The sequence below is a fragment of the Rivularia sp. UHCC 0363 genome, from assembly GCF_034931125.1.
Taxonomy (GTDB): Bacteria; Cyanobacteriota; Cyanobacteriia; order Cyanobacteriales; family Nostocaceae; genus Rivularia.
Map to the genome: position 1 here is coordinate 13,671 of NZ_JAYGHM010000005.1, position 20,853 is coordinate 34,523.

At 39.5% G+C, this 20,853-nt stretch carries 15 protein-coding genes; 11 read left to right on the forward strand and 4 right to left on the reverse strand.

Annotated elements, in window-relative coordinates; translation table 11 throughout:
- The first annotated feature begins 101 nt into the window (after positions 1-101).
- Together hemJ and VB797_RS04280 are read left to right on the forward strand one after the other, a co-directional pair.
- A complete protein-coding gene (gene hemJ, locus VB797_RS04275; RefSeq protein ID WP_323236401.1) occupies positions 102-683 on the forward strand; it encodes a protoporphyrinogen oxidase HemJ in 582 nt (193 codons plus the stop codon).
- 140 nt (positions 684-823) lie between these two features.
- Positions 824-1,684: a DUF6671 family protein gene (locus VB797_RS04280; protein WP_323236402.1), complete on the forward strand. Its 861-nt coding sequence runs from the start codon at positions 824-826 to the stop codon at positions 1,682-1,684.
- Between the two features lie 218 nt (positions 1,685-1,902).
- Here the strand turns inward: VB797_RS04280 and VB797_RS04285 are convergent, their stop codons facing one another.
- Together VB797_RS04285 and VB797_RS04290 are read right to left on the reverse strand one after the other, a co-directional pair.
- Positions 1,903-2,637 carry an amino acid ABC transporter ATP-binding protein gene (locus VB797_RS04285; RefSeq protein ID WP_323236403.1) on the reverse strand — a complete coding sequence of 245 codons (735 nt, stop codon included), beginning with the start codon at positions 2,635-2,637 and terminating at the stop codon, positions 1,903-1,905.
- A gap of 160 nt (positions 2,638-2,797) precedes the next feature.
- A complete protein-coding gene (locus VB797_RS04290; protein WP_323236404.1) occupies positions 2,798-4,276 on the reverse strand; it encodes an ABC transporter substrate-binding protein/permease in 1,479 nt (492 codons plus the stop codon).
- Positions 4,277-4,421: 145 nt separating this feature from the next.
- Between VB797_RS04290 and VB797_RS04295 the strand changes: the two genes are divergently transcribed.
- The 3 genes from VB797_RS04295 to tilS all read left to right on the forward strand — a co-directional run bounded on the left by VB797_RS04295 (position 4,422) and on the right by tilS (position 6,872).
- Entirely contained in the window at positions 4,422-4,931 is a 510-nt protein-coding gene (locus VB797_RS04295; protein WP_323236405.1) for a peptidoglycan-binding protein, read from the forward strand.
- 106 nt (positions 4,932-5,037) lie between these two features.
- Positions 5,038-5,730: a uracil-DNA glycosylase gene (ung, locus tag VB797_RS04300; protein ID WP_323236406.1), complete on the forward strand. Its 693-nt coding sequence runs from the start codon at positions 5,038-5,040 to the stop codon at positions 5,728-5,730.
- 143 nt (positions 5,731-5,873) lie between these two features.
- A complete protein-coding gene (gene tilS / locus VB797_RS04305; protein ID WP_323236407.1) occupies positions 5,874-6,872 on the forward strand; it encodes a tRNA lysidine(34) synthetase TilS in 999 nt (332 codons plus the stop codon).
- A 178-nt stretch (positions 6,873-7,050) separates the two neighbouring features.
- On the opposite strand, the gene hmpF is transcribed toward tilS, so the two are convergent.
- Positions 7,051-8,778: a pilus motility taxis protein HmpF gene (gene hmpF / locus VB797_RS04310; RefSeq protein ID WP_323236408.1), complete on the reverse strand. Its 1,728-nt coding sequence runs from the start codon at positions 8,776-8,778 to the stop codon at positions 7,051-7,053.
- 617 nt (positions 8,779-9,395) lie between these two features.
- Between hmpF and VB797_RS04315 the strand changes: the two genes are divergently transcribed.
- From VB797_RS04315 to VB797_RS04340, 6 genes are all read left to right on the forward strand, one after another.
- A complete protein-coding gene (locus tag VB797_RS04315) occupies positions 9,396-10,661 on the forward strand; it encodes a response regulator (protein WP_323236409.1) in 1,266 nt (421 codons plus the stop codon).
- A 165-nt stretch (positions 10,662-10,826) separates the two neighbouring features.
- Positions 10,827-11,192 carry a response regulator transcription factor gene (locus tag VB797_RS04320; RefSeq protein ID WP_323236410.1) on the forward strand — a complete coding sequence of 122 codons (366 nt, stop codon included), beginning with the start codon at positions 10,827-10,829 and terminating at the stop codon, positions 11,190-11,192.
- Between the two features lie 13 nt (positions 11,193-11,205).
- Positions 11,206-11,736: a chemotaxis protein CheW gene (locus tag VB797_RS04325; RefSeq protein ID WP_323236411.1), complete on the forward strand. Its 531-nt coding sequence runs from the start codon at positions 11,206-11,208 to the stop codon at positions 11,734-11,736.
- Positions 11,737-11,752: 16 nt separating this feature from the next.
- Positions 11,753-14,593: a methyl-accepting chemotaxis protein gene (locus VB797_RS04330; protein ID WP_323236412.1), complete on the forward strand. Its 2,841-nt coding sequence runs from the start codon at positions 11,753-11,755 to the stop codon at positions 14,591-14,593.
- A 190-nt stretch (positions 14,594-14,783) separates the two neighbouring features.
- Positions 14,784-19,718, forward strand: coding sequence for a response regulator (locus VB797_RS04335; RefSeq protein WP_323236413.1), 4,935 nt, complete (start codon positions 14,784-14,786; stop codon positions 19,716-19,718).
- A 97-nt stretch (positions 19,719-19,815) separates the two neighbouring features.
- Positions 19,816-20,280, forward strand: a complete 465-nt coding sequence (locus tag VB797_RS04340; protein WP_323236414.1) for a nucleoside 2-deoxyribosyltransferase — start codon at positions 19,816-19,818, stop codon at positions 20,278-20,280.
- Positions 20,281-20,585: 305 nt separating this feature from the next.
- Here the strand turns inward: VB797_RS04340 and VB797_RS04345 are convergent.
- Positions 20,586-20,853 (reverse strand): hypothetical protein (locus VB797_RS04345; RefSeq protein WP_323236415.1); only part of this gene is annotated, 268 nt, incomplete at its 5' end.

Here is a 20,853-nt window from a genome sequence, read left to right on the forward strand (position 1 = left end):
TTTACCGTTGGGCTATTTGTCAGCAGTTTTTCAAAGACTTTTTGTCGTAACCTAATATTTATATCGCCCCCTTTTAAAAAAGTATAGAAAGGTTACGATTCATGGCTTATTCCTGGTTTAAAGCGTTTCATCTTGTCGGTATTGTAGTTTGGTTTGCTGGATTATTTTACTTAGTACGTTTATTTATCTATCACGTAGAAGCCGAGCAGGAACCCGAACCCGCTCGCACGATATTGAAAAATCAGTATCAAATTATGGAGAAACGTCTCTACAGTATTATTACTACACCAGGAATGTTAGTGACGATCGCAATGGCGATCGGTTTGCTATCAACGGAACCGGAAGTGTTAAAACAGCCTTGGCTGCACGTTAAACTTGCTTTTGTGGTGCTGTTAATTGGCTATCATCACTACTGTAAGCGTTTAATGAAACAGCTAGCAGCGGACGAATGTAAATGGGGTAGTCAGCAACTGCGGGCTTTGAATGAAGCACCGACGATTATGTTGATTGTAATTGTGCTGTTAGCGGTGTTTAAAAATAACCTTCCCACCGATATTACGGCTTGGGGAATTTTTGGGTTAATTATTGCCACGGCTGTAACTATTCAGCTTTATGCTAAAAAACGTCGTCAAGATCGAGAAAAGTTGGCAGAAATTTCTCAAGTTCCCCAGCAGCAAGCCTAGACGATTTTGGATTACCCTACGGGAAGACGCTTCCGCGTCAATGGATTTTAGATTTTGGATTACTCGTTACCATGCTCTGCATGGTAATGCAGTATGGAAGGCTCTGCCTTCAGTAATAGGAGACTTAATAAACTGTGTTTATGGATAGTCATTCGTTATTTCGTAATCGGGTTGCTGTACTAGCTACCATGCATCGGAAAGAGAGAGTTATCGCTCCACTTTTGGAGAGAGAATTAGGTATTAAAGTAACGGTACCGCAATTTAATACCGATCAATTTGGTTCTTTTACAAGAGAAATAAAACGTTCCGGAAGTCAAATAGAAGCTGCAAGATTGAAGGTACAAAAAGTACTTTTATTAACTGGTGAAAGTTTAGGAATTGCCAGTGAAGGCAGTTTTGCTCCTCATCCTTCATTCCCTTATATTTCCTGCAATCGAGAAGTTGTAATTTTTCTAGATCGAGCGAATAATTTAGAAATTATTGGGGAAGAATTATCAACAGATACTAATTTTAATCATACAAAAGTCAGTACCGTAAAACAAGCATTTGAATTTGCCGAAAAAGTCGGTTTTCCCGAACATGGTTTGACTGTGATGTTGGACGAGAATCCACAAAGTAGCGACGAAATAATTAAAGGAATCACTACAGAAACAGGATTAATTGCAGCAATAAACCATAGTTTGACAAAATCACTCAATGGGAATGTACATCTTGAAACTGATATGCGAGCAATGTACAATCCAACTCGAATGAAAAATATAGAAAAAGCTACCTATAATCTTTTAGAAAAAATTAAAAGTCTGTGTCCAAAATGTTTAACCCCAGGTTTTGCGATTACTAAACGTATCCCTGGATTACCTTGTGAATTGTGTGATACTCCAACGACTTTAACTAACACTGCAATTTACAAATGTCAAAACTGTGGATTTGTCAAAGAAAAATTATTTCCCGATAATAAACAATTCGCCGACCCATCGCAATGTATGTATTGCAATCCTTAATTAGGAAGTAGGGAACAGAAAATAGTCAAATGAATCAATTAATATAGCGCAACTAAAAAGAAAAGCCCTCTAACCCGTGCAAGGAAAGAGAGCTTGAGAATATGTGTGATGTGAGGAATGTTTGGTACTGTCTATAAATAATTATACTTACTGAGTATAAAGTGTATAGTAATAAAATATGAAAGTTGCGTGTTGATTTTTGATTTCATAAAGCTAATTTAGAGCATTTTTTCGAGGAATTGTTGAGCGCGATCGCACTGTGGATCGGCGAAAAAATCGCTGGGTGTAGCATCTTCCGCTAAACGTCCTCCATCGAGGAAGATGATTCGATTCGCAACTTCTCTTGCAAAACCCATTTCGTGAGTCACGATCGCCATTGTGATGCCGCTATTTGCCAAACTTTTCATGACCTCCAACACATCTTTGACCATTTCTGGATCTAAAGCGGAAGTAGGTTCATCAAACAAGATCATTTCCGGTTCCATAGCTAAAGCACGCGCTATAGCTACCCGCTGCTTCTGTCCTCCCGATAGTTTTGCGGGATAAACATCTGCTTTTTCTGCTAAACCCACTTTTTCTAATAATTCTAAACCCTTAACTTGCGCTTGTTTCTTATCCAAACCCTTAACTTTAATGGGTGCATAAGTAACATTTTGTAGCGTTGTCATATGAGGAAATAAATTGAAATGTTGAAACACCATTCCCAAACGCTGACGAATTTTAGCAATATTGGTTTTAGGAAGAGTAATTTCATCATCGTTAAAATAAACTTTTCCTGTAGTAGGAATTTCTAATAAATTTATGCATCGCAGAAAAGTAGATTTACCCGAACCAGAAGGTCCTAAAATCGCTGCAACTTCACCTCGATAAAGTTCTGTAGAAATATCTTTGAGTACCTCAAGCCGACCAAATGATTTACATAATAATTCTGTACGGATAATTGTTTTATTCATATTAATCAATAGTAGTTAGGGAATTCAAATTAGCAATTTATATAATTTTGTAATGCGAGCAAGATGCTCGCTATATGTCTCGCACTATCAGTTAAGAAATTAGATATTTATTTATTAATATGAAAATTCCTTATTTATTCCTCCGTTTTCCCTGCTATCTTCAATCGCTTCTTCTCAATTTTCTTTCCAAAGCAGAAGCACCGAAGGACAAACCCATGACTAAAACATAATAAATTAACCCAGCAAATAACAGCGGTTCAAAATAAATATACCTGTTTGCTCCGACAATTTGAGCGCTACGTAATATTTCCACAACACCAATAGTTGCCACTAAAGAAGAATCTTTCAATAATCCAATAGTTTCATTTACCAACGCTGGCAAAATATTCTTCAAAGCTTGGGGTAATATGACATCCCACATCATCATCCAATAGGTTACACCCATAGACATTGCTGCTTCAAATTGACCTTTATCTACAGCTTGAATTCCACCACGAATAGTTTCTGACATATAAGCACCGGAATTTAAGGTAAAAGTCAAGATTCCCGCTTGCAAAGCCGAAATGTCGTATCCTGTTAGTTGAGGTGTGGCAAAATAAACTAAAGATAACTGTAAAAGCAGCGGTGTACCTCGAAAAATAGAAGTGTAGATATTCGCAAACCAGCCCAACGGTTTAATACCAGAAATCTTGAAAAAAGATAGCGCTGTTCCCCAAAATAAACCGAGAAATACTGATGATAAAGTAAATAATAAAGTTAACGGAATACCTTTGAGAATAAATGGTATATCTGGAATAATGCGCCTAAAATCTAAATTTAATCGGTCTTTTTTTGGTGCAGGTGATGTAGATACCTCTGAAGTTGGAGTTATAGAAAACCACTTTTTGCTTAATCTTTCCAATTCACCATTATTCTTCATTTGTTGCAGAACATCGTTAAAAGGTTTAACTAACTGCGAACCTTTAGGAAAAGCAATAGCTGAACCAGATGCGTTTTCAATTGAAGGAATCACGTTAAATTCTAAATCTGAGTTAGCTTTTACAAACCCCAATGCAACAGTATCTTCAACAATTGCTGCATCAATTCTTCCAGCTTTAATTTCTTGAACTATTTCCGATACTTTATTAAGTTGTTTTAGCTGAATATTCACAGTTTCGGCAATTTGCTTACCATTTTGTTCTTGAATAGTCCCTAATTGAACGCCGATAATTTTACCAGCTAAATCTTCTGATTTTCTTAAATTACTACTTTTAAGAGCGACAAGAGTATCTTTAGCTTCGTAATAAATAATTGAGAAATCGATATTTTCGCGACGTTCTGGAGTCGGAGTCATCCCAGCCATGACAAAATCAGCACGTTTGGCTTGCAGTGCGGGAATCAAACCGTTAAAATCCGATTGGGCAATATTAAGTTTAAATCCTAATTTCTGCCGAATATAATTAGCAATATCAATATCAAAACCAACTATTTTGCGATCGCTTCCTTGGGTTTCGTAGAATTCATAAGGAGGATAATCGGGAGAAGTAATCATCGTCAGCGTTTCTTTACCCACAGACGAGGCTACACTCAGATGATAATTGCCGACAATAATCGCGATCGCCAATATTACCGTAAATAAAAATAATCTGCGTTTTTTCATTGACTTCCCAATTTTATAAATACATTCATAAAAGTATATTTATTTACAATTGTCAAAAGTACCCGTTTGTGTACCCGCTTAATCTACGGAATCCTCGATCTTTACCTTGATGTTCTATGACAGAAACGAATTCTAGGAGAGATTCATGATTCAAAGCGCAGTTCAAATCAAACAACCTACCTTAAAATTCGGTGCTACCGGAGATGCAGTAAAACAATTACAAAAATTCTTAATCAAAAGAGTTCCTGACATTCAAATAGTAATTGATGGTGTATTCGGCGAAATTACTCTATTAGCAGTGGAAATCTTCCATTATCGCACCTTTTTGAAGCAATATGGTGTGGTAGGAGTCGTTACTTGGGAAGCACTTTACATCGGTCAACGTCCCGATTTACCAAGGTTATATCGCGGTAGTCACTGCGATGATGTTGCTAAAGTCCAAAGCGTTCTTAAATTTTCTCCCTTTATTCGGGGAACCTTGGGCTTTGATGGTTACTACTTTGGCACAATTGATGGTGTCTTTGGATATCAAACTCAAGCAGCAGTTAAATCTTTTCAAAATGATAAACAACTGGTAGTAGATGGGGTAATTGGTTCTCAAACTTGGGATTATCTTATGGAACTTGCTGCATTGATTAGTCATTTTAGTTTATAGTTTTGGAAAATAAAGTAAAGACACCCAGCAGCGAATGGTGAGCAGTTGTCAATTAATATGTAATCCACAATCAATCTAAAATCTAAAATCTAAAATCCAAAATTCGATGACTTTCCCCCAACTTCCTGATTCCTGGAAAACCGTCCTTGCTGAAGAATTTGATAAACCCTATTTTAAAGACCTGCAAAATTTTATTGCTGAAGAACGAAAATCTAAAACCATTTATCCTCCCCAAACAGATGTATTTTCAGCGTTTGAACTTACACCCTACGAACAAGCAAATGTTTTAATACTTGGACAAGACCCCTATCACGGAGAAAATCAAGCACATGGACTATGCTTTTCAGTAAAGCCGGGTGTAAAAATTCCGCCTTCACTGGTTAATATTTATAAAGAACTTGAAGACGATATTGGGATTAATATTCCTAACCACGGATACCTGATATCGTGGGCAAAACAAGGTATTCTGATGATTAATGCTGTATTAACCGTGCAAGCACATACACCCAATTCCCATAAAAACAAAGGTTGGGAAACCTTTACCGATGCAGTTATTAGCAAAGTTAATCAAAAGCAAGAACCCGTAATTTTTGTGCTTTGGGGTGGTTATGCAAAAAAGAAGCTGAAATTAATCGACGCAAATCGTCACACGATTATTCAATCAGCACATCCTTCACCATTATCTGCCCACAACGGCTTTTTTGGTAGCAAACCCTTCTCAAAAATTAATTCCGCATTGCATCAAGCGGGTAAACCGGAAATCAATTATCAGTTAACAGTTACAGCCGATTCCATTTGAGTCAGATACAGGACATATTGTTATAAGGGAGTAGGGGAATGTACCTCATTTATTTGCAAACTGCTGTATTAATTAAGATGTAATCCAAAATCCATTGACGCGCAAGCGTCTTCTCGTAGAGTAATCTAAAATCCAAAATTCCTGTGTGGACTTCCTTACACGCAACCGTACATCATACTATCCGCTCACGAAATTTGTTGAAACGCAATCAAAGGTTATTAATTGCAGTTTCTGGCGGACAAGATTCTCTGTGTTTAACTCAGTTAATGTTAGATTTACAACCTAAATGGGGTTGGGATCTTGGTATTGTTCATTGTGACCATAAATGGCGCGAAGACTCGCAAGCAAACGCCAAATATGTAGAACAACTTGCCGAAAAATGGGGTATACCTTTTTACTTAGAGACAGCTTCTCAAACGTTGAACAGTGAAGCTGCGGCGAGAAATTGGCGATATGAAGTTTTTAGCGCGATCGCCTGTTCAAATAATTATCAGTGTGTAATCACGGGACATACCGCGACCGATCGGGCGGAAACTTTGCTTTATAATTTAATGCGGGGTAGCGGTGCAGATGGGTTGCAGGCTTTAACTTGGCAGCGTCCGCTATTAAATGAAATTATGTTGGTTCGTCCGCTCTTAGAAGTGACTCGTACCCAAACAGGTGATTTTTGTCAAGATGTTCAACTGCAAGTTTGGGAAGATTCTACAAATCAAGATTTAAAATATGCTCGTAATCGTATCCGTCAGGAATTAGTTCCATATTTACAAGAAAAATTTAACCCGAAAGTAGAGTCAAATTTAGCTCAAACAGCAGAACTTTTACAGGCAGAAGTAGAATATTTAGAGCAAGCTGCCGAGGTTTTACGTAAAAACGCGGAAGTTAAAAGTAGTGAAGATTCGTTAATGCTTTTACGTTTAAATCGTCAAATATTACAAAAAGCACCATTAGCCTTACAACGTCGGGCTTTACGCCAAGTTTTGCAACAAATAATGTCAAATGCTCCAAGTTTTGGGCATATTGAGAAATTGGTAGCTTTAATTGCAGCACCAAACCGATCGCAAACCGATCCATTCCCCGGAGGTATTATGGCTGTAGTCGAGGACGAATGGATTTGTTTGAAGCAAAATCAAAATAATATTTGAAAATATTTGAAAATCAAAACCCGCTGCGATCGCGGGTTGCGACTTCAACGACTGGGTAAGTAGGTTAGTAGAAATAAATCAAACTATGTAACGGTTGGGTAAATTGGGATGAAAGCCTTGTCCCTACTCCCTACTCCCTTGTCCTAATTACGATTTGGCTACACCGACCTACTTAATCTTATTGAGGAATTAAATTCTCGATAGAAGAACGCATCTCCGTAACCGCTTGCAGTTGACAATCGCCACTTTCATGTAGTTGTGTCAAAGCTTCATTAATAGCTTGTAATTTGTGTCGCAAACCATCCAAAGATTCCTGTATTGGTTGAAGGGTTTCTTCATAAAGATTAACTGTAGCCCACGTTTGAGCGTTTGCAGTTTGCAGTGCAAATAAGTTTTCCTGCATTGTTTGCAGTTCTTGACGCTTCATATCCAGTTCTTCGCTTTGAGGTTCAATTCCCTCTGTTGCTTGAATGCTACTGTGTATTAGATCAATTTCAGCTTGTAATTGCTCAACTTGTTGGGAATAGTTTTGTCGCTGAGATTCAATTAGATTTACGATCGGACTTAAATCTAATTGCTGAGTGTTTCCTTCTCGTCGGGACAGTAAAGTTTCGTGCTGCGTGAGTGATTCCTGACGCTCTACCAAACTACGACGCTGACCAACTAAAGTTTCGTTGAGCATCTGATAGCTGTCTTTTTCGTCAGCAAGTTCCTCTTCTATTGCAGAACGTTCTTTTTCAGAAACTGAGTTGATTTTCTCTTGCAGTTCATCTATTGTGCGTTGCTTGTAGTTGAGTTCTTGTTCCTGTTCCTCAACAAAGCTAGAGTCAATATTTAATTTATGCTGCAAATCTTGGACTGTCTGTTTGAGTTCTTCTATGGATAAAGATTCTACAAGTCCTGCATCAACATTTGAAGTTAAATTCGACTGATAAGAACTACTATAACTGTCATTAAACGAGTTAAGTTGCTGGTATAATTCTTGCTGCTGCTGCAATTGCTCCTGTAACATCTGCAAATATTCTTGCTTAGTTTCAAGAGTAACCGTATTTGATTTCAACTCTGCTGTCCTTTCGTAAAAAGAATCTTGAGCTTGCTGCAAAGCAGAATTAGCTGTTTGGAACAATGCCGACAAACGCTCAACTTCTGTGAGATGTTCATTCGCTTCGGCTTTTTGCTTTTCAAGTTCTCGAAAATGATGATGCAGGATAGATTGCTGAGCTTCTACCATCTCGAATGCATTATCGAGATGCTCGCGAACCATTGAAGGTTGAGTAATATGATGAGATATTTTTTCTAATAAATCGCTGATTACCCGAGTTTGCTCTTCATCTAAAACCGCTCCCTGATTAACATTTTCGCCTAGTTCTTCCAAGCGACGCTGTTCGCCGCGCAAATGCTCCCAAGCACCTTCAAGTTCTTGACGGTTGCGATCAATTTCTTCCTGTAATCGTTGAATCTCCTCGCGGGAACTTTCAACTTCGTGAAGTTTTGCATCTATTTGTTGTGCTTCTTGTTCGATTTGCTGCACTTGTTCTTCTCGTGCTTCCAAATCCATTTCACGGCGGCTTAATTCCTGCCCTTGAAATGTTAGCGATTCTTTCCACTGGTCTATTTCCTCTTCCTTGACTTTAAATTTTTCCAGTTGGCGAGAAAAATTCTGCAAAATAGTAACTAGGGGACGACCAGCTTCTTGTAATCGCTGCACCTGACGAGTTGCATTCAGTTCAGCTAACACAAGTGCGCCATCATTTAATTTACTGGCTTCTTCAGCAGCAATTACTTCCTCGTTTACCGTACTCCAAATCTGGTCTTTGCGTTGACAAGCCAGCAGTTTTAGTTCGGTTTTGGCTCCACCACTGAGTAAGCCACCCTTTTGTTTTTGTACTTCCGCTAAATACAGCACACCGCAAATCCTTATTGATGTACTTGAATAATTATTAAAACGATAGATAAAGACATTAATGCCTTATCAGGACTTACGCAATTGTCGCAAGACTCTGGTTGGTGCGTGACACGGAAACCTCATTATTACGTTAAAAATTAGTCAAAGTGTCACAGCACCCTACAAGAAAATATGCCTTTTTGCTAAGTCCTACTTATTTCACTTGACGGCGAAATAATATAGGTGAAAATGTCATATGCGTTTTGAATAATCGCATATTGATTTTTATATAATCGAGTTCCATCGTATCTGTACATTTTGTACTTATGGAGCGGTCAATGGCTACCGTATTATTACCAACAACCAGCAGGATTATTAAGGAATATTTCGATTAACTTGAATAAAAACACAAACAAATCAGAAACTTCTTAACTACGCCGATCGCAATCTTTTTTTAAAATCCGAAATTTTCATCATTGCTGAGTTATAAATAAAAATCATAAAGCTAATAAAAGTCTTGTTGTCACTACTTTTATCTTTTTTTTTGGCTAATTCTTGAAATATTTGTGTTAATTGAAAAACTTGGGCAGAATAAACAAAGAATGTAAACTGGATAACAAGGAGTGCCTAGTTGCTAAATGCAGGGAAATTTAAGTGAGATTGATATACGCAGTATCCTGCAATTGATTGAGTTGGGACAGCGAACTGGGTTACTGTTTATTCAAACTGATGATTCGTGTAGCGGTAGTAAGTTTGCTTACAGTTATACTGAGTCATCCTTGCCCCGGACTTGGTTTGTTTTTTTCCTCAATGGTCAAATAATCTACTCTCAAGAAGGCAATAGCAGTGTATTCCGTCTTCGGGATTACTTACGGTACTACCGCATTAACCTACAAGGAGAAGAAACACCTTCAAAAACAGATTCTGATAAGTCATTGTCTGCACCCGAATACGCCTATTTATGGAGACTGTTGGAGCAAGATATCATCAATCCGATTCAAGCTCGCAGCATTATCCACGGGTTAGTGCATGAAACTCTTTTTGACTTATTGAGTTTGCGTAAAGGTAATTTTATTTTTGAGTTGGATAAACCGTTAGCTCCGCAACTGACTACTTTAGAAATTGCTCCCCTTGTGAGCAAAGTTTTCAAGCAATTGCAGGAGTGGAACCAGCTATCTCCTTTTATTCAGTCTCCAGACCAATGTCCTGTGTTGACTGATGTTGAGCGTTTGCGTTCATCTTTGGCTTCTTCTACTGTCGAGAAATTACAGCATTGGACGGATGGTAAAACTTCCCTGCGTCAACTCGCTCGCTACCTAAATCGAGATGTTTTGACATTAGCAAAAGCAATATATCCTTACGTACAACAAGGGTTAATACATATAGTATCGGACGATACCGTGCTATCTTTAACCCATAAAGATGTGCAGCAACCCCCGGAAAAGGAACTCCAAGCCATAGTATGTATTGATGATGCAGTCGCTATTTGCGAGAGGGTGCAGTCCATTTTACAACTGAACGGCTATAATGCAATCGCCTTTACTAATCCTTTGGAGGCACTTAATGCCGTTTTTCAAATACAGCCGCTATTGATTTTATGCGATATTGTGATGCCCGATTTGGATGGTTACGAACTTTGTGCAATGCTGCGACACTCTAGCGCATTCCGAGTGGTTCCGATTATCATGCTTAGCGGCAAAAGTAGCTATATCGATAGAGTTAGAGCAAATATGGTGGGGGCTACAGATTATTTGACAAAGCCTTTCGATCAAACCGAATTGCTGTTGTTAATTAGAAAACATCTGGCAGTTGCTGGAGGTGCGATAAGCCTACCGCATGGCCATTTTGGGAGACGCTCCGAAGACGCGAACGCTGATTCCCAGAAAGCCGCACTTGTTGATTGAAGCAAATATAGGGTAAAAAATATTATCACGAACTGGAAATTAAGCCAATTATCAAAATACTTACTAGATCTGTGAATAAATAATTTTTTTATACAGCACAATTCGGGGAGATTCGGGAATGTTCCTACACATGGGACATCTACATCGGGAGGTAATGAGACATTTATGAGTACAGTTCTGATTGTGGAAGATAGCATTGCACAAAGGGAGATGATTACAGACCTCCTAAAAGCGAGTGGTTTGTCAGTCACTCACGCTTCGGACGGACTAGAGGCACTACAGACAATTCAAAATATTTGTCCCGATTTAGTAGTGTTAGATATCGTCATGCCCCGGATGAATGGTTATGAAGTTTGTCGTCGGTTAAAGTCTGACCCCAAAACTCAAAATGTGCCGGTTGTAATGTGTTCCTCCAAAGGGGAAGAATTCGACCGCTACTGGGGAATGAAGCAAGGCGCTGATGCCTATATTGCCAAACCGTTTCAACCAACGGAACTTGTTGGCACCGTCAAACAACTGCTGCGAGGATAAGGATGATTTTGTGATGGATAGCAAGCCGGACTTTTTAGGAGGTGTCGGACAAGATCAGCTCCGTCCTGAATTAAACGTAGAAAGTAAGGACGGAGAGTTACATTTACGGTTTTTCATTCCCTCGCATCAGGAGTTTGCACTACCCGCAACTGGCATCCGGGAGGTAATTGAACTAAGTCCTGACAGAATGACTCCGATTCCTAATGTTTCACCTTTACTTTTGGGTACTCTAAATTTACGCGGTCGTGTAATTTGGGTAGCTGACTTGGGTCAATTTCTTGGTGAAGCGACTGCGTTAAATACGGATAGGGCTGAAATCTCAGTGATTGCGATCGAGGAACAAGACACGATAGTCGGTTTGGCTGTTGAAGAAATCGGGGGTATGGACTGGCTTGATGTACAGCATCTAAGAAATCCTACTAACGTACCGGATACTATGGCTCCTTTTTTAAAGGGAGAATGGCTAATAGATACCGAAATAGCTCGGTGTCTGCGGTTGCTCGACCAAATGGCAATTTTACGGAGCGCCCGGTGGGCTGGATAACATTGGGAGGCAATAAATGGCACCAAGTATAGATTACGCACAAATATATCAGCAGGCTTACAAAGCCTACGTGCAGAAAGATTATCAAGAGGCGGCTACCCTGATTGACCAGGTAGTGCAGCATATGACTAATGACCCAAATGCCCGTTTACTAAGGGGTCACGTCTACTATGTTTTACAAAAGTACGATGTCGCAGAAGAAGAATATCAAGCGGTATTAAATTTAAGCGATGACCGGGAGATTCTTGATTTTGCTCGGAATGGTCTGGAAAATATCAATAATTATCAAAATCAGCAGAGCGAACCCGATGCTCAAAGTTCCCTTGATGATGGAAGTAGCGATCTAAATTTATCGGAGTCTTTCGGATCGGAACCCGGTGTTGAAGATCTTTCAGATTACGGTGCTAATAGCAATGGCTTTAGTTTTTCTTCTTTTAATGAAAATGAAGAAGTTACAGATTTGCTCAACGAACCGTCTTTAACTAGTCCATTTGATATCGGCTCTGACACTCAGGTATTTGATGCAATACCTAACTTAAAAGAAGATAGTCCCGATAATCCTTTTGCTCAAAGCGAAGTCGAAGCAGATATTCATCAAGATAATGAAGGAGCTTCAAAACCCGAACTCGAATTACCTTCTTTTTGGCAGCAAGATACCTCGGAAGATTCTGCTTTTCCCAATTTAAATGCTGAGACGAATTCCAAGCAAAATCCATTTGCACAAACTGAACTACCACCTAGCAGCAGTTTGCTAGAGGAAGATGCATTTTTCGAGGACAATCCTGGGGAAGAAAGCGAAAGTTTTAGCTTACCCAGCAATTTTTTTGATGATAGCTTTGTTAAAGATTCTGTATCTGAAGTTAGTCGCTTAGAAGATGCTCCAGAGAATTTTTCGCTAGCGTCTTCAGTTCAAGAAGATTTTTCTCAAATAGAATTGAATGCTGCATCCCCACAAAACTTCCACGGTGAGGACAGTTTTGACCTAGAAGCATTTGAAGAAGTTTTTGGTACTGACGATTTTGCGACTAATAATGAAGATACAAAGAGTATTGCTAAAGCTAGTGATAGCAACAGTACTAATAACCGCAGTAACATCGAATATTTAGATGAATTTGATGAATTTGATGATTTAGGAAATATTTCAGCATTCGATTTATCATCGGGAAATCCAACATTTTCTGATGTACTTCCTCACTCTGGTTCCTTGCAAACCAATGGCAGTTTAAGTGGTAGCCATTCACATTCAAACCCTGGTGAAATTACTAACACCCTAGCTGATGATGAATTTGGAGACAGTGTAGATGATGCTCCTTTAGAACAAAGAGATGCAGAACTATTTAGTATTTCAAATTCTCAAGAAGCAGTTCCAGTTTTCACTCAGAGCGATCGCGATAAAGTAGAACCGCAAGTAAATGTTGACCAAGGAATTTTCGCAGTTTTAGAAAATGCTCCATTGGAAACAAAACAGTGGTTAACTGCGGGAATGGTAGGGATTATCTCATCTGTAGTAGTTGCAGTAGTTAGTTTCGGCGCAACAAGTTTTTCTGCCCCTAACCAGCGGGAATCTATCCGCAATACAGGCTGGGCAATGTCTTTAGCCGCAGGAATCGCCGGTTTTGTGACTGCGGGAGCAATGGGACATCTGACTGTGAAACAAGTTCGTCGCACGACGGAAGATTTGCAAATGCAGTTTGATTCGGTACGTAAAGGTAATTTAGGGGCTCAAGCAACAGTTTATTCTGAAGATGAATTCGGGCAATTAGCTGCTGGCTTCAATGAAATGGCGCGGGTAATTTTTACAACCACCCATGAAGCTACACGCAAGGCTCAGGAGCAGGAAGAAGCCAAAGAGAATTTGCAGCGTCAGGTAATTCGTTTACTTGATGACGTGGAAGGAGCCGCTAGAGGCGATTTGACCGTGCAGGCTGAAGTGACAGCCGACGTTCTTGGAGCGGTTGCCGATGCTTTCAACCTGACGATTCAAAACCTCCGGGATATTGTCCAGCAGGTAAAGGTCGCAGCCAGAGAAGTTACTAAAGGAGCGACCAATTCCGAAACTTTTGCCAGAGCTTTGTCTAGCGATGCTTTGCGACAAGCAGAAGAATTGGCGGTAACGCTGAATTCAGTACAGGTAATGACTGATTCGATTCAAAGGGTAGCAGAAGCAGCCAGAGAAGCCGAAGCAGTAGCCCGCGATGCCAGTGAAATTGCTCTCAAAGGTGGCGAAGCCGTGGAAAATACTGTGGCAGGTATTTTAGAAATTAGAGAAACTGTTGCAGAAACCACTCGAAAAGTAAAGCGTTTGGCGGAATCTTCCCAGGAAATTTCCAAAATTGTCGCTTTGATTTCTCAGATTGCTTCTCGAACTAATTTATTAGCCTTAAACGCCAGTATTGAAGCGGCTCGTGCGGGAGAATCGGGACGAGGGTTTGCGATTGTCGCGGATGAGGTACGTCAGCTTGCCGATAAGTCTGCCAAATCATTGAAGGAAATCGAACAAATTGTTATGCAAATTCAGAGTGAAACCGGCTCTGTAATGACTGCAATGGAAGAAGGAACGCAACAGGTAATCAAAGGTACAAGATTGGCTGAAGAAGCTAAACGTTCCTTGGAGAACATCATTCAAGTTGCGAATCGAATTGATATATTAGTGCGTTCTATCACTACAGATACTGTGGAACAAACGGATACATCCCGTGCTGTTGCTCAAGTAATGCAATCGGTGGAATTAACCGCGCAAGAAACTTCTCAAGAAGCTCAAAGAGTATCTGGAGCCTTGCAGCACTTAGTAGGTGTATCCCGCGATTTGATTTCCTCCGTGGAACGTTTTCGAGTGGAAACTGCTGAATCACGATAATTTTGGATTTTAGATTTTAGATTTTAGATTTTAGATTTTACAAGCGATTTCGCGATCAATTATCAAATCTAAAAATCCAGAAATAGTCCAAAATCCCCGTACAAAAAATTATTCTTGCAATTTCATTAAAGATAAGAATAATCCAAAATCCAAAATCCAAAATCCAAAATTTCACAAAGACGGCTATACTATGCTACCGGAACAACAACAACGCATTTTAGGATACTTTATTGAGGAAGCAACAGACCACCTGAATACTATCGAGCAGGGGTTGTTAAATCTCCAAAGTACTCTTAATGACCCGGATTTAATTAATGAAGTTTTCCGGGCTGCTCACTCGATTAAGGGAGGAGCGGCAATGCTTGGTTTGAGTAGCATTCAGCGTACTTCTCACCGTCTTGAAGACTGCTTTAAGGTTCTTAAAGATAGTCCGGTCAATATTGACCAAAAGCTAGAATCTTTGTTTCTTGGGGTTTCCGATACTTTGAAAGTGCTGTTAGAGCATTTGAGCGGACCGTTTGGTTTGACGGAAGAAGCGGCAAATACTTTAATGGCTGAAGCAGAACCAGTATTTGGTTGGCTCCACGAACATTTAGAAAAGCTGGTCAAACAGTCTACTGGTGGCAATGGAGCTTTAACGAATATTGCCGATCACGGTTTACAAACAAAGGTAGATACCCCAGCATCCACTGGAAATAATCATCGCGAACTGCAAGCAGAAGTGTTGAATAAACTGCGGCAGATGTTGCAATTATTTAAACAGCCTGCGACATTGGAAAATCGGCAAAGTCTCCAGGAATGTACTGATTCTTTAGCAGAGCTAGGTGATAAATATAACCTCGAATCTTGGAGTCATTTGTGCCGTTCGGTGACTAGCGCGATCGCAAACGAAGAAAATACCTATTTGACTTTAGCCAAAATTGCGATTACTGAGATTAAACAAGCGCTGGAACTGGTTTTAGCAAATCGAGAGCATGAAATTGTCATTAGCGAGCAGTTAGAAGCATTAATCCCGATCGCAGAAGTTGAATTGTTGGAGATAGATTTTGAAGAACCCGATACGGAATTGCTTGTATCGCCAACAGATAATCAAGAAGCTGCATCTGTGGAGGCTTTATCTTTAACAGATAATAATCAACCCGAAGACAATATTATTAGTTTATTCGAGCTATCTAATAACGATAATGCTGATGATAACGTTGACCGTGAGGCACCGACAGTAATTCATGAATTAAATGTTCGCGGTCCGGAAGTCGGAATATCTGAATTAAATACTCTGGCAGATTTATTTGAGGGAGAATCTTCGGAACTTGATGAAAGTTGGCAACAAGAGGAAATTCTTGATGCAACTGATAAATCCCAGGATGTAGAAGCCAATATTGATCGAGCAAAAGATACCGATAGCGACTTTAAAGATTTTCTCTCGTTTGAACAAAATTTTCCAGATGAATCAACAATTGCTAAAGAAGAAATGACGGTAATGCAGTTGTTTGGTGAAGATTTTTCAGATTTAGAAAATTTCAAAGATACTGGTAGCAAATTTAGTGGTGATGAGTTATTCACAAACGATGATTTGCAGCTAGTTGACGATAGCGATCAAGAAATTAGCGATCGCAATACTAATGAAGATGAATTAAATTTGTTGTTCGGTGAAACTGCTGGTAAAACATTTGGTTTTGACGATTTATTTACAGAAGCTCCTGGAGATGAGGTTGCAGAAATTGCACCATTAGAGGACGATTTTGATTTACCAACCTTCGATCAAGTTGGTTTAGATACCTTATTTAGCGAATTTGAAAAACCCATACCAGACGTTGATTTAACTTCGTCTGAAGCAATAGAAAATTCGGGTAATATCTGGGAAAAGACAGAAATTATACCCTATGAAGATGTAGCAAAAGCATTAGAAGAAAACTTGCTCGAAGCTGTTAATCAAGGTAATGTTGCCGAAAACGAAATATCAGAAGCCGAAGATTTAAATTCTAATTCCAATACTTCCGATATACAGTTTGATTCAGTATTGTCGGGGGATGCTGTAGACGATTTATTAGAATTAGCGCTGAGTGGTGAGGAAGACGTTTTTGATCGTGCTGATGAGTATGAATTGTTTCCTACGGTGTCCGAAGATTTGTTTGCATCTACGGAGCAAGATAATTTACTCGAAGTAGATGAAGAAGATTTGTTTGCAACTTCTGCGGAGCAAGATAATTTACTTGACGTAGATGAAGAAGATTTGTTTGCATCTACGGAGCAAGATAATTTACTTGACGTAGATGAAGAAGATTTGTTTGCAAATTCTGCGGAGCAAGATAATTTACTTGACGTAGATGAAGAAGATTTGTTTGCAAATTCTGCGGAGCAAGATAATTTACTCGAAGTAGATAATGACGATTTGTTTGCAACTTCTGCGGAGCAAGATAATCTACTTGAAGCAGACGAAGACGATTTGTTTGCAAATTCTGCGGAGCAAGATAATCTACTTGAAGCAGATGAAGACAATTTGTTTGCAAATTCTGCGGAGCAAGATAATCTACTTGAAGCAGATGAAGACAATTTGTTTGCAAATTCTGCGGAGCAAGATAATTTACTCGAAGCAGATGAAGACAATTTTCAATTTGATATTTTAGATAATCCTTTTGCACTAGATTCTGAGTCTCTAGAATCGTCTTTTGACCTAGGAATTACAGAACAAATAAATTCCGATAATGTACCAAAAGAATTAGAAGATATTACCACTAATTCCGAAGCACAATTAATTGATGATTTATTTGCTCAAGATATTTCTTTTGATGAAGAAATTACTTTACAAGCAACATCAAAAGAAGAAGAAATTACTTTTTTACCTTTTAACTCTGAGTCACGCGATGAGCAAATAGCATTTGCAGAAAACGAATTACAGTTGGATGAATTATCTATTCCAAATGATTTTGCTGGGTTGGAATCGTTACTTCAAGAAGAATTCGTAAATGAAGAAGATAATGATTTTATCCAAGATGCAGAATTTGCGGCTTTAGAAGGTTTGCTTGTTTTCGATGAACCACAAGAAGAAGTAAGCGAGACACCCGCAACCGTAAATACCGAAAATACAACCATCAATGATGAATTCGGCGATTTAGAAAACCTATTAAAACAAGCTAATACATCAATACCCCGCACAAATCAAGCTAAATCGACTTCTCCTAAAACTACTCGGAGCGCAAAAGGGGAACAGTTAATGCGGGTTCCGGTGAAGCATTTGGATAACTTGAGTAACCTGGTGGGGGAATTGGTAGTTAATCGCAACACATTGGAACAAGACCAAGAAAGGATGCGACAATCGCTTGATAACTTGCTCAATCAAATACATAATCTTTCCGATGTGGGAGCGAGGATGCAGGAACTCTACGAGCGTTCGCTGTTGGAAGCATCTTTATTAGCGAGTCGTAAAGACAGCGGATTTAGTAGCTCTACTTTTAGTAGTGATAGGGGTTTCAGTGAATTAGAAATGGATCGGTTTACCCCTTTTCATACCTTATCCCAAGAAATGATTGAATTGATTGTGCGGGTGCGAGAATCAGCAAGCGATATTGACTTTGTTGTTGAAGATAACGAAAGAGTAGCGCGTCAATTTCGTCAAGTTACTTCACAATTGCAAGAAGGAATAACGCGATCGCGGATGGAAGCGTTTTCTCAGGTAACAACTCGTTTGGAGCGGGGAGTGCGGGACAATTCGATTAAATGTGGTAAGCAGGTGAATTTGATTATCGAAGGTCAGGATACCTTGGTTGATAAAATGATTCTTCAGCATTTAACCGACCCCTTGACTCATCTATTGAATAACGCGATCGCTCATGGAATTGAAACTCCCGAAGAAAGAGAATCAAGAGGTAAACCCGCACAAGGAACAATCAAAATTCGCGCTTTCCATCAAGGTAATCAAACTGTTATTTCTGTAAGCGATGACGGTGCTGGTATTGATGCGGAGAAAGTCAAGAAAAAGGCGGTCAAAGTCGGTTTAATTACGCCAGAACAAGCAAAAACTATCTCCCGAATGGAAGTGTACGAGCTACTATTTCATTCCGGTTTTAGCACCAAAGATGAAGCCGACCAGCTTGCAGGACGTGGTGTCGGAATGGACGTAGTTAGAACTTCCATCAGTGAAATCCGAGGGGCAATTAATACAGATTCAAGTTTGGGTAAAGGAACTAAATTTACGATTCGTTTACCGCTAACGTTGAGTATTTGTAAAGCTTTGTCTTGCGTTTCAGATAAAGCTAGAATTGCTTTTCCGATGGATGGTGTGGAAGATACTTTAGATTTGCCAGTTAAAAGTATTCGTGAAGATGGGAATGGTAAAAAGTATATACAGTGGAGGGATACAAAACTACCGTTCCGTCCTCTTAAAGAGTTGTTAACATTTAACCGGCTTTTGAGTCGCGGTATAGTTTACGGCGGTAATAGAGACGATGATATGATTTCCGTAATTGTAGTGCGATCGGGAAATACGATGATTGCGCTGCAAATTGACCAAGTTCTGAGCGAGCAAGAGATTGTAATTAAGCAGTTTGAAGGGCCAGCACCCAAGCCCATAGGTGTAGCAGGTGCTACCGTCCTTGGTGATGGACGAATTATGCCGATTGTTGACGTATTGGAATTAATTGATATCTTCGAGGGACGTACATCTAAACAAAGTAGCGTTAGCCTTTGGGATCAAAAAGATACTCTTACACCCGTAGAACCGATTGATATCAAGATTGACCCTACAGTACTGATAGTTGATGACTCGATTACGGTACGGGAATTGCTTTCTCTCACCTTTACTAAAGCTGGGTATCGTGTTGAACAAGCTCGTGACGGACAAGAAGCGTGGGATAAATTGCGTTCCGGCTTACCTTGCGATATCGTATTTTGCGACATTGAAATGCCGCGTTGTGACGGTTTAGAATTGCTCTCTCGCATCCAGAAAAATCCAGATTTGAACAATTTACCGATCGCCATGTTAACTTCCCGTGGTGCCGATAAACATAGACAAATGGCAGTTCAATTAGGTGCAAGCGGGTATTTTACCAAGCCATATTTAGAAGAAGCTTTACTAGAAGCTGCCGTGAGAATGCTTAAAGGTGAGAAGTTAGTTGCTAGTAGTTAGGAGTTATTCAGTTTTGGATTTTGGGTTTTTTATACAGACTCAGTTACCAATTCCCAATTCCCAATTACAATCTTCCTAACTCCTCAGACTTCTAATCATGAGTAAAACAATTTATTTAGCCAATCCCTATGGATTTTCCCAACAACAGAAAGAACTACTGCTACCTCCTATCGGCAAAAAACTAAAATCTTTGGGAGCAGAAGTTTGGGAACCATTTGAACGGAATAACCAACAGGATTTTTCCAAACCGGGTTGGGCTTATAAAATTGCTAAAGCGGATTTGGATGATGTAAAAAACTGTGATGGTATATTCGCTATTGTCAACGGTACACCTCCTGATGAAGGGGTAATGGTCGAATTAGGTATTGCAATAGCACTTAATAAAGCTATTTTTCTGTTTCGAGACGACTTTCGTAAATGTACCGATAGCGAAGTTTATCCACTCAATCTTATGCTGTTTGCTGGATTACCGGAAGTCGGCTGGGAAAATTATTATTATACTTCGGTTGAAGAAATTAATTCTAGAGACAAAGCTTTATATAAATGGTTATTTAAGAATTAAAGGTGTCGTAACTCAACACCATCATTTTAGGTAAGTTAGTTGTTAGTACTTAGTGGTTACTGCTCCCAACGCGCTCTATAATTACCTATCACTCTTTATCTCTTTCCTCTGCGCGGCAGTTGTTACAACGGTCGTGTTCCTCCGCAACCACTGCCTTGTCTCTGCGGTTTTTTTTAATCGGTAATCGTAGAGCCGCGAAGGGAGTAGTAAGAAATGAATCAACATATCGTGTCGTAATCCAACACCACCATTTTAGGTAAGTTAGTTGTTAGTAAATAACCCAGCAGTACCATTTTGGGTAACTACTAATCCGCCACATTAAATATGAGGTGTAATTTATTCGTAGTGCGAGCGTCTCGCTCGCTCGTTACAATCAGCTCGCTCGTTACAACCAGCTCGCTCGTTACAATCAGCTCGCTCGTTACAATCAGCTCGCTAAAAGCAACCAGCTCGCTAGTTACAATCAGCTCGCTAAAAGCAACCAGCTCGCTCGTTACAACCAGCTCGCTAAAAGCAACCAGCTCGCTAGTTACAATCAGCTCGCTAAAAGCAACCAGCTCGCTCGTTACAACC

Coding starts and splice junctions, on each gene's coding strand:
- hemJ (WP_323236401.1), top strand. CDS start 102: ATGGCTTATTCCTGGTTTAAAGCGTTTCATCTTGTCGGTATTGTAGTT.
- VB797_RS04280 (WP_323236402.1), top strand. CDS start 824: ATGGATAGTCATTCGTTATTTCGTAATCGGGTTGCTGTACTAGCTACC.
- VB797_RS04285 (WP_323236403.1), bottom strand. CDS start 2,637: ATGAATAAAACAATTATCCGTACAGAATTATTATGTAAATCATTTGGT.
- VB797_RS04290 (WP_323236404.1), bottom strand. CDS start 4,276: ATGAAAAAACGCAGATTATTTTTATTTACGGTAATATTGGCGATCGCG.
- VB797_RS04295 (WP_323236405.1), top strand. CDS start 4,422: ATGATTCAAAGCGCAGTTCAAATCAAACAACCTACCTTAAAATTCGGT.
- ung (WP_323236406.1), top strand. CDS start 5,038: ATGACTTTCCCCCAACTTCCTGATTCCTGGAAAACCGTCCTTGCTGAA.
- VB797_RS04315 (WP_323236409.1), top strand. CDS start 9,396: ATGCAGGGAAATTTAAGTGAGATTGATATACGCAGTATCCTGCAATTG.
- VB797_RS04320 (WP_323236410.1), top strand. CDS start 10,827: ATGAGTACAGTTCTGATTGTGGAAGATAGCATTGCACAAAGGGAGATG.
- VB797_RS04325 (WP_323236411.1), top strand. CDS start 11,206: ATGGATAGCAAGCCGGACTTTTTAGGAGGTGTCGGACAAGATCAGCTC.
- VB797_RS04330 (WP_323236412.1), top strand. CDS start 11,753: ATGGCACCAAGTATAGATTACGCACAAATATATCAGCAGGCTTACAAA.
- VB797_RS04335 (WP_323236413.1), top strand. CDS start 14,784: ATGCTACCGGAACAACAACAACGCATTTTAGGATACTTTATTGAGGAA.
- VB797_RS04340 (WP_323236414.1), top strand. CDS start 19,816: ATGAGTAAAACAATTTATTTAGCCAATCCCTATGGATTTTCCCAACAA.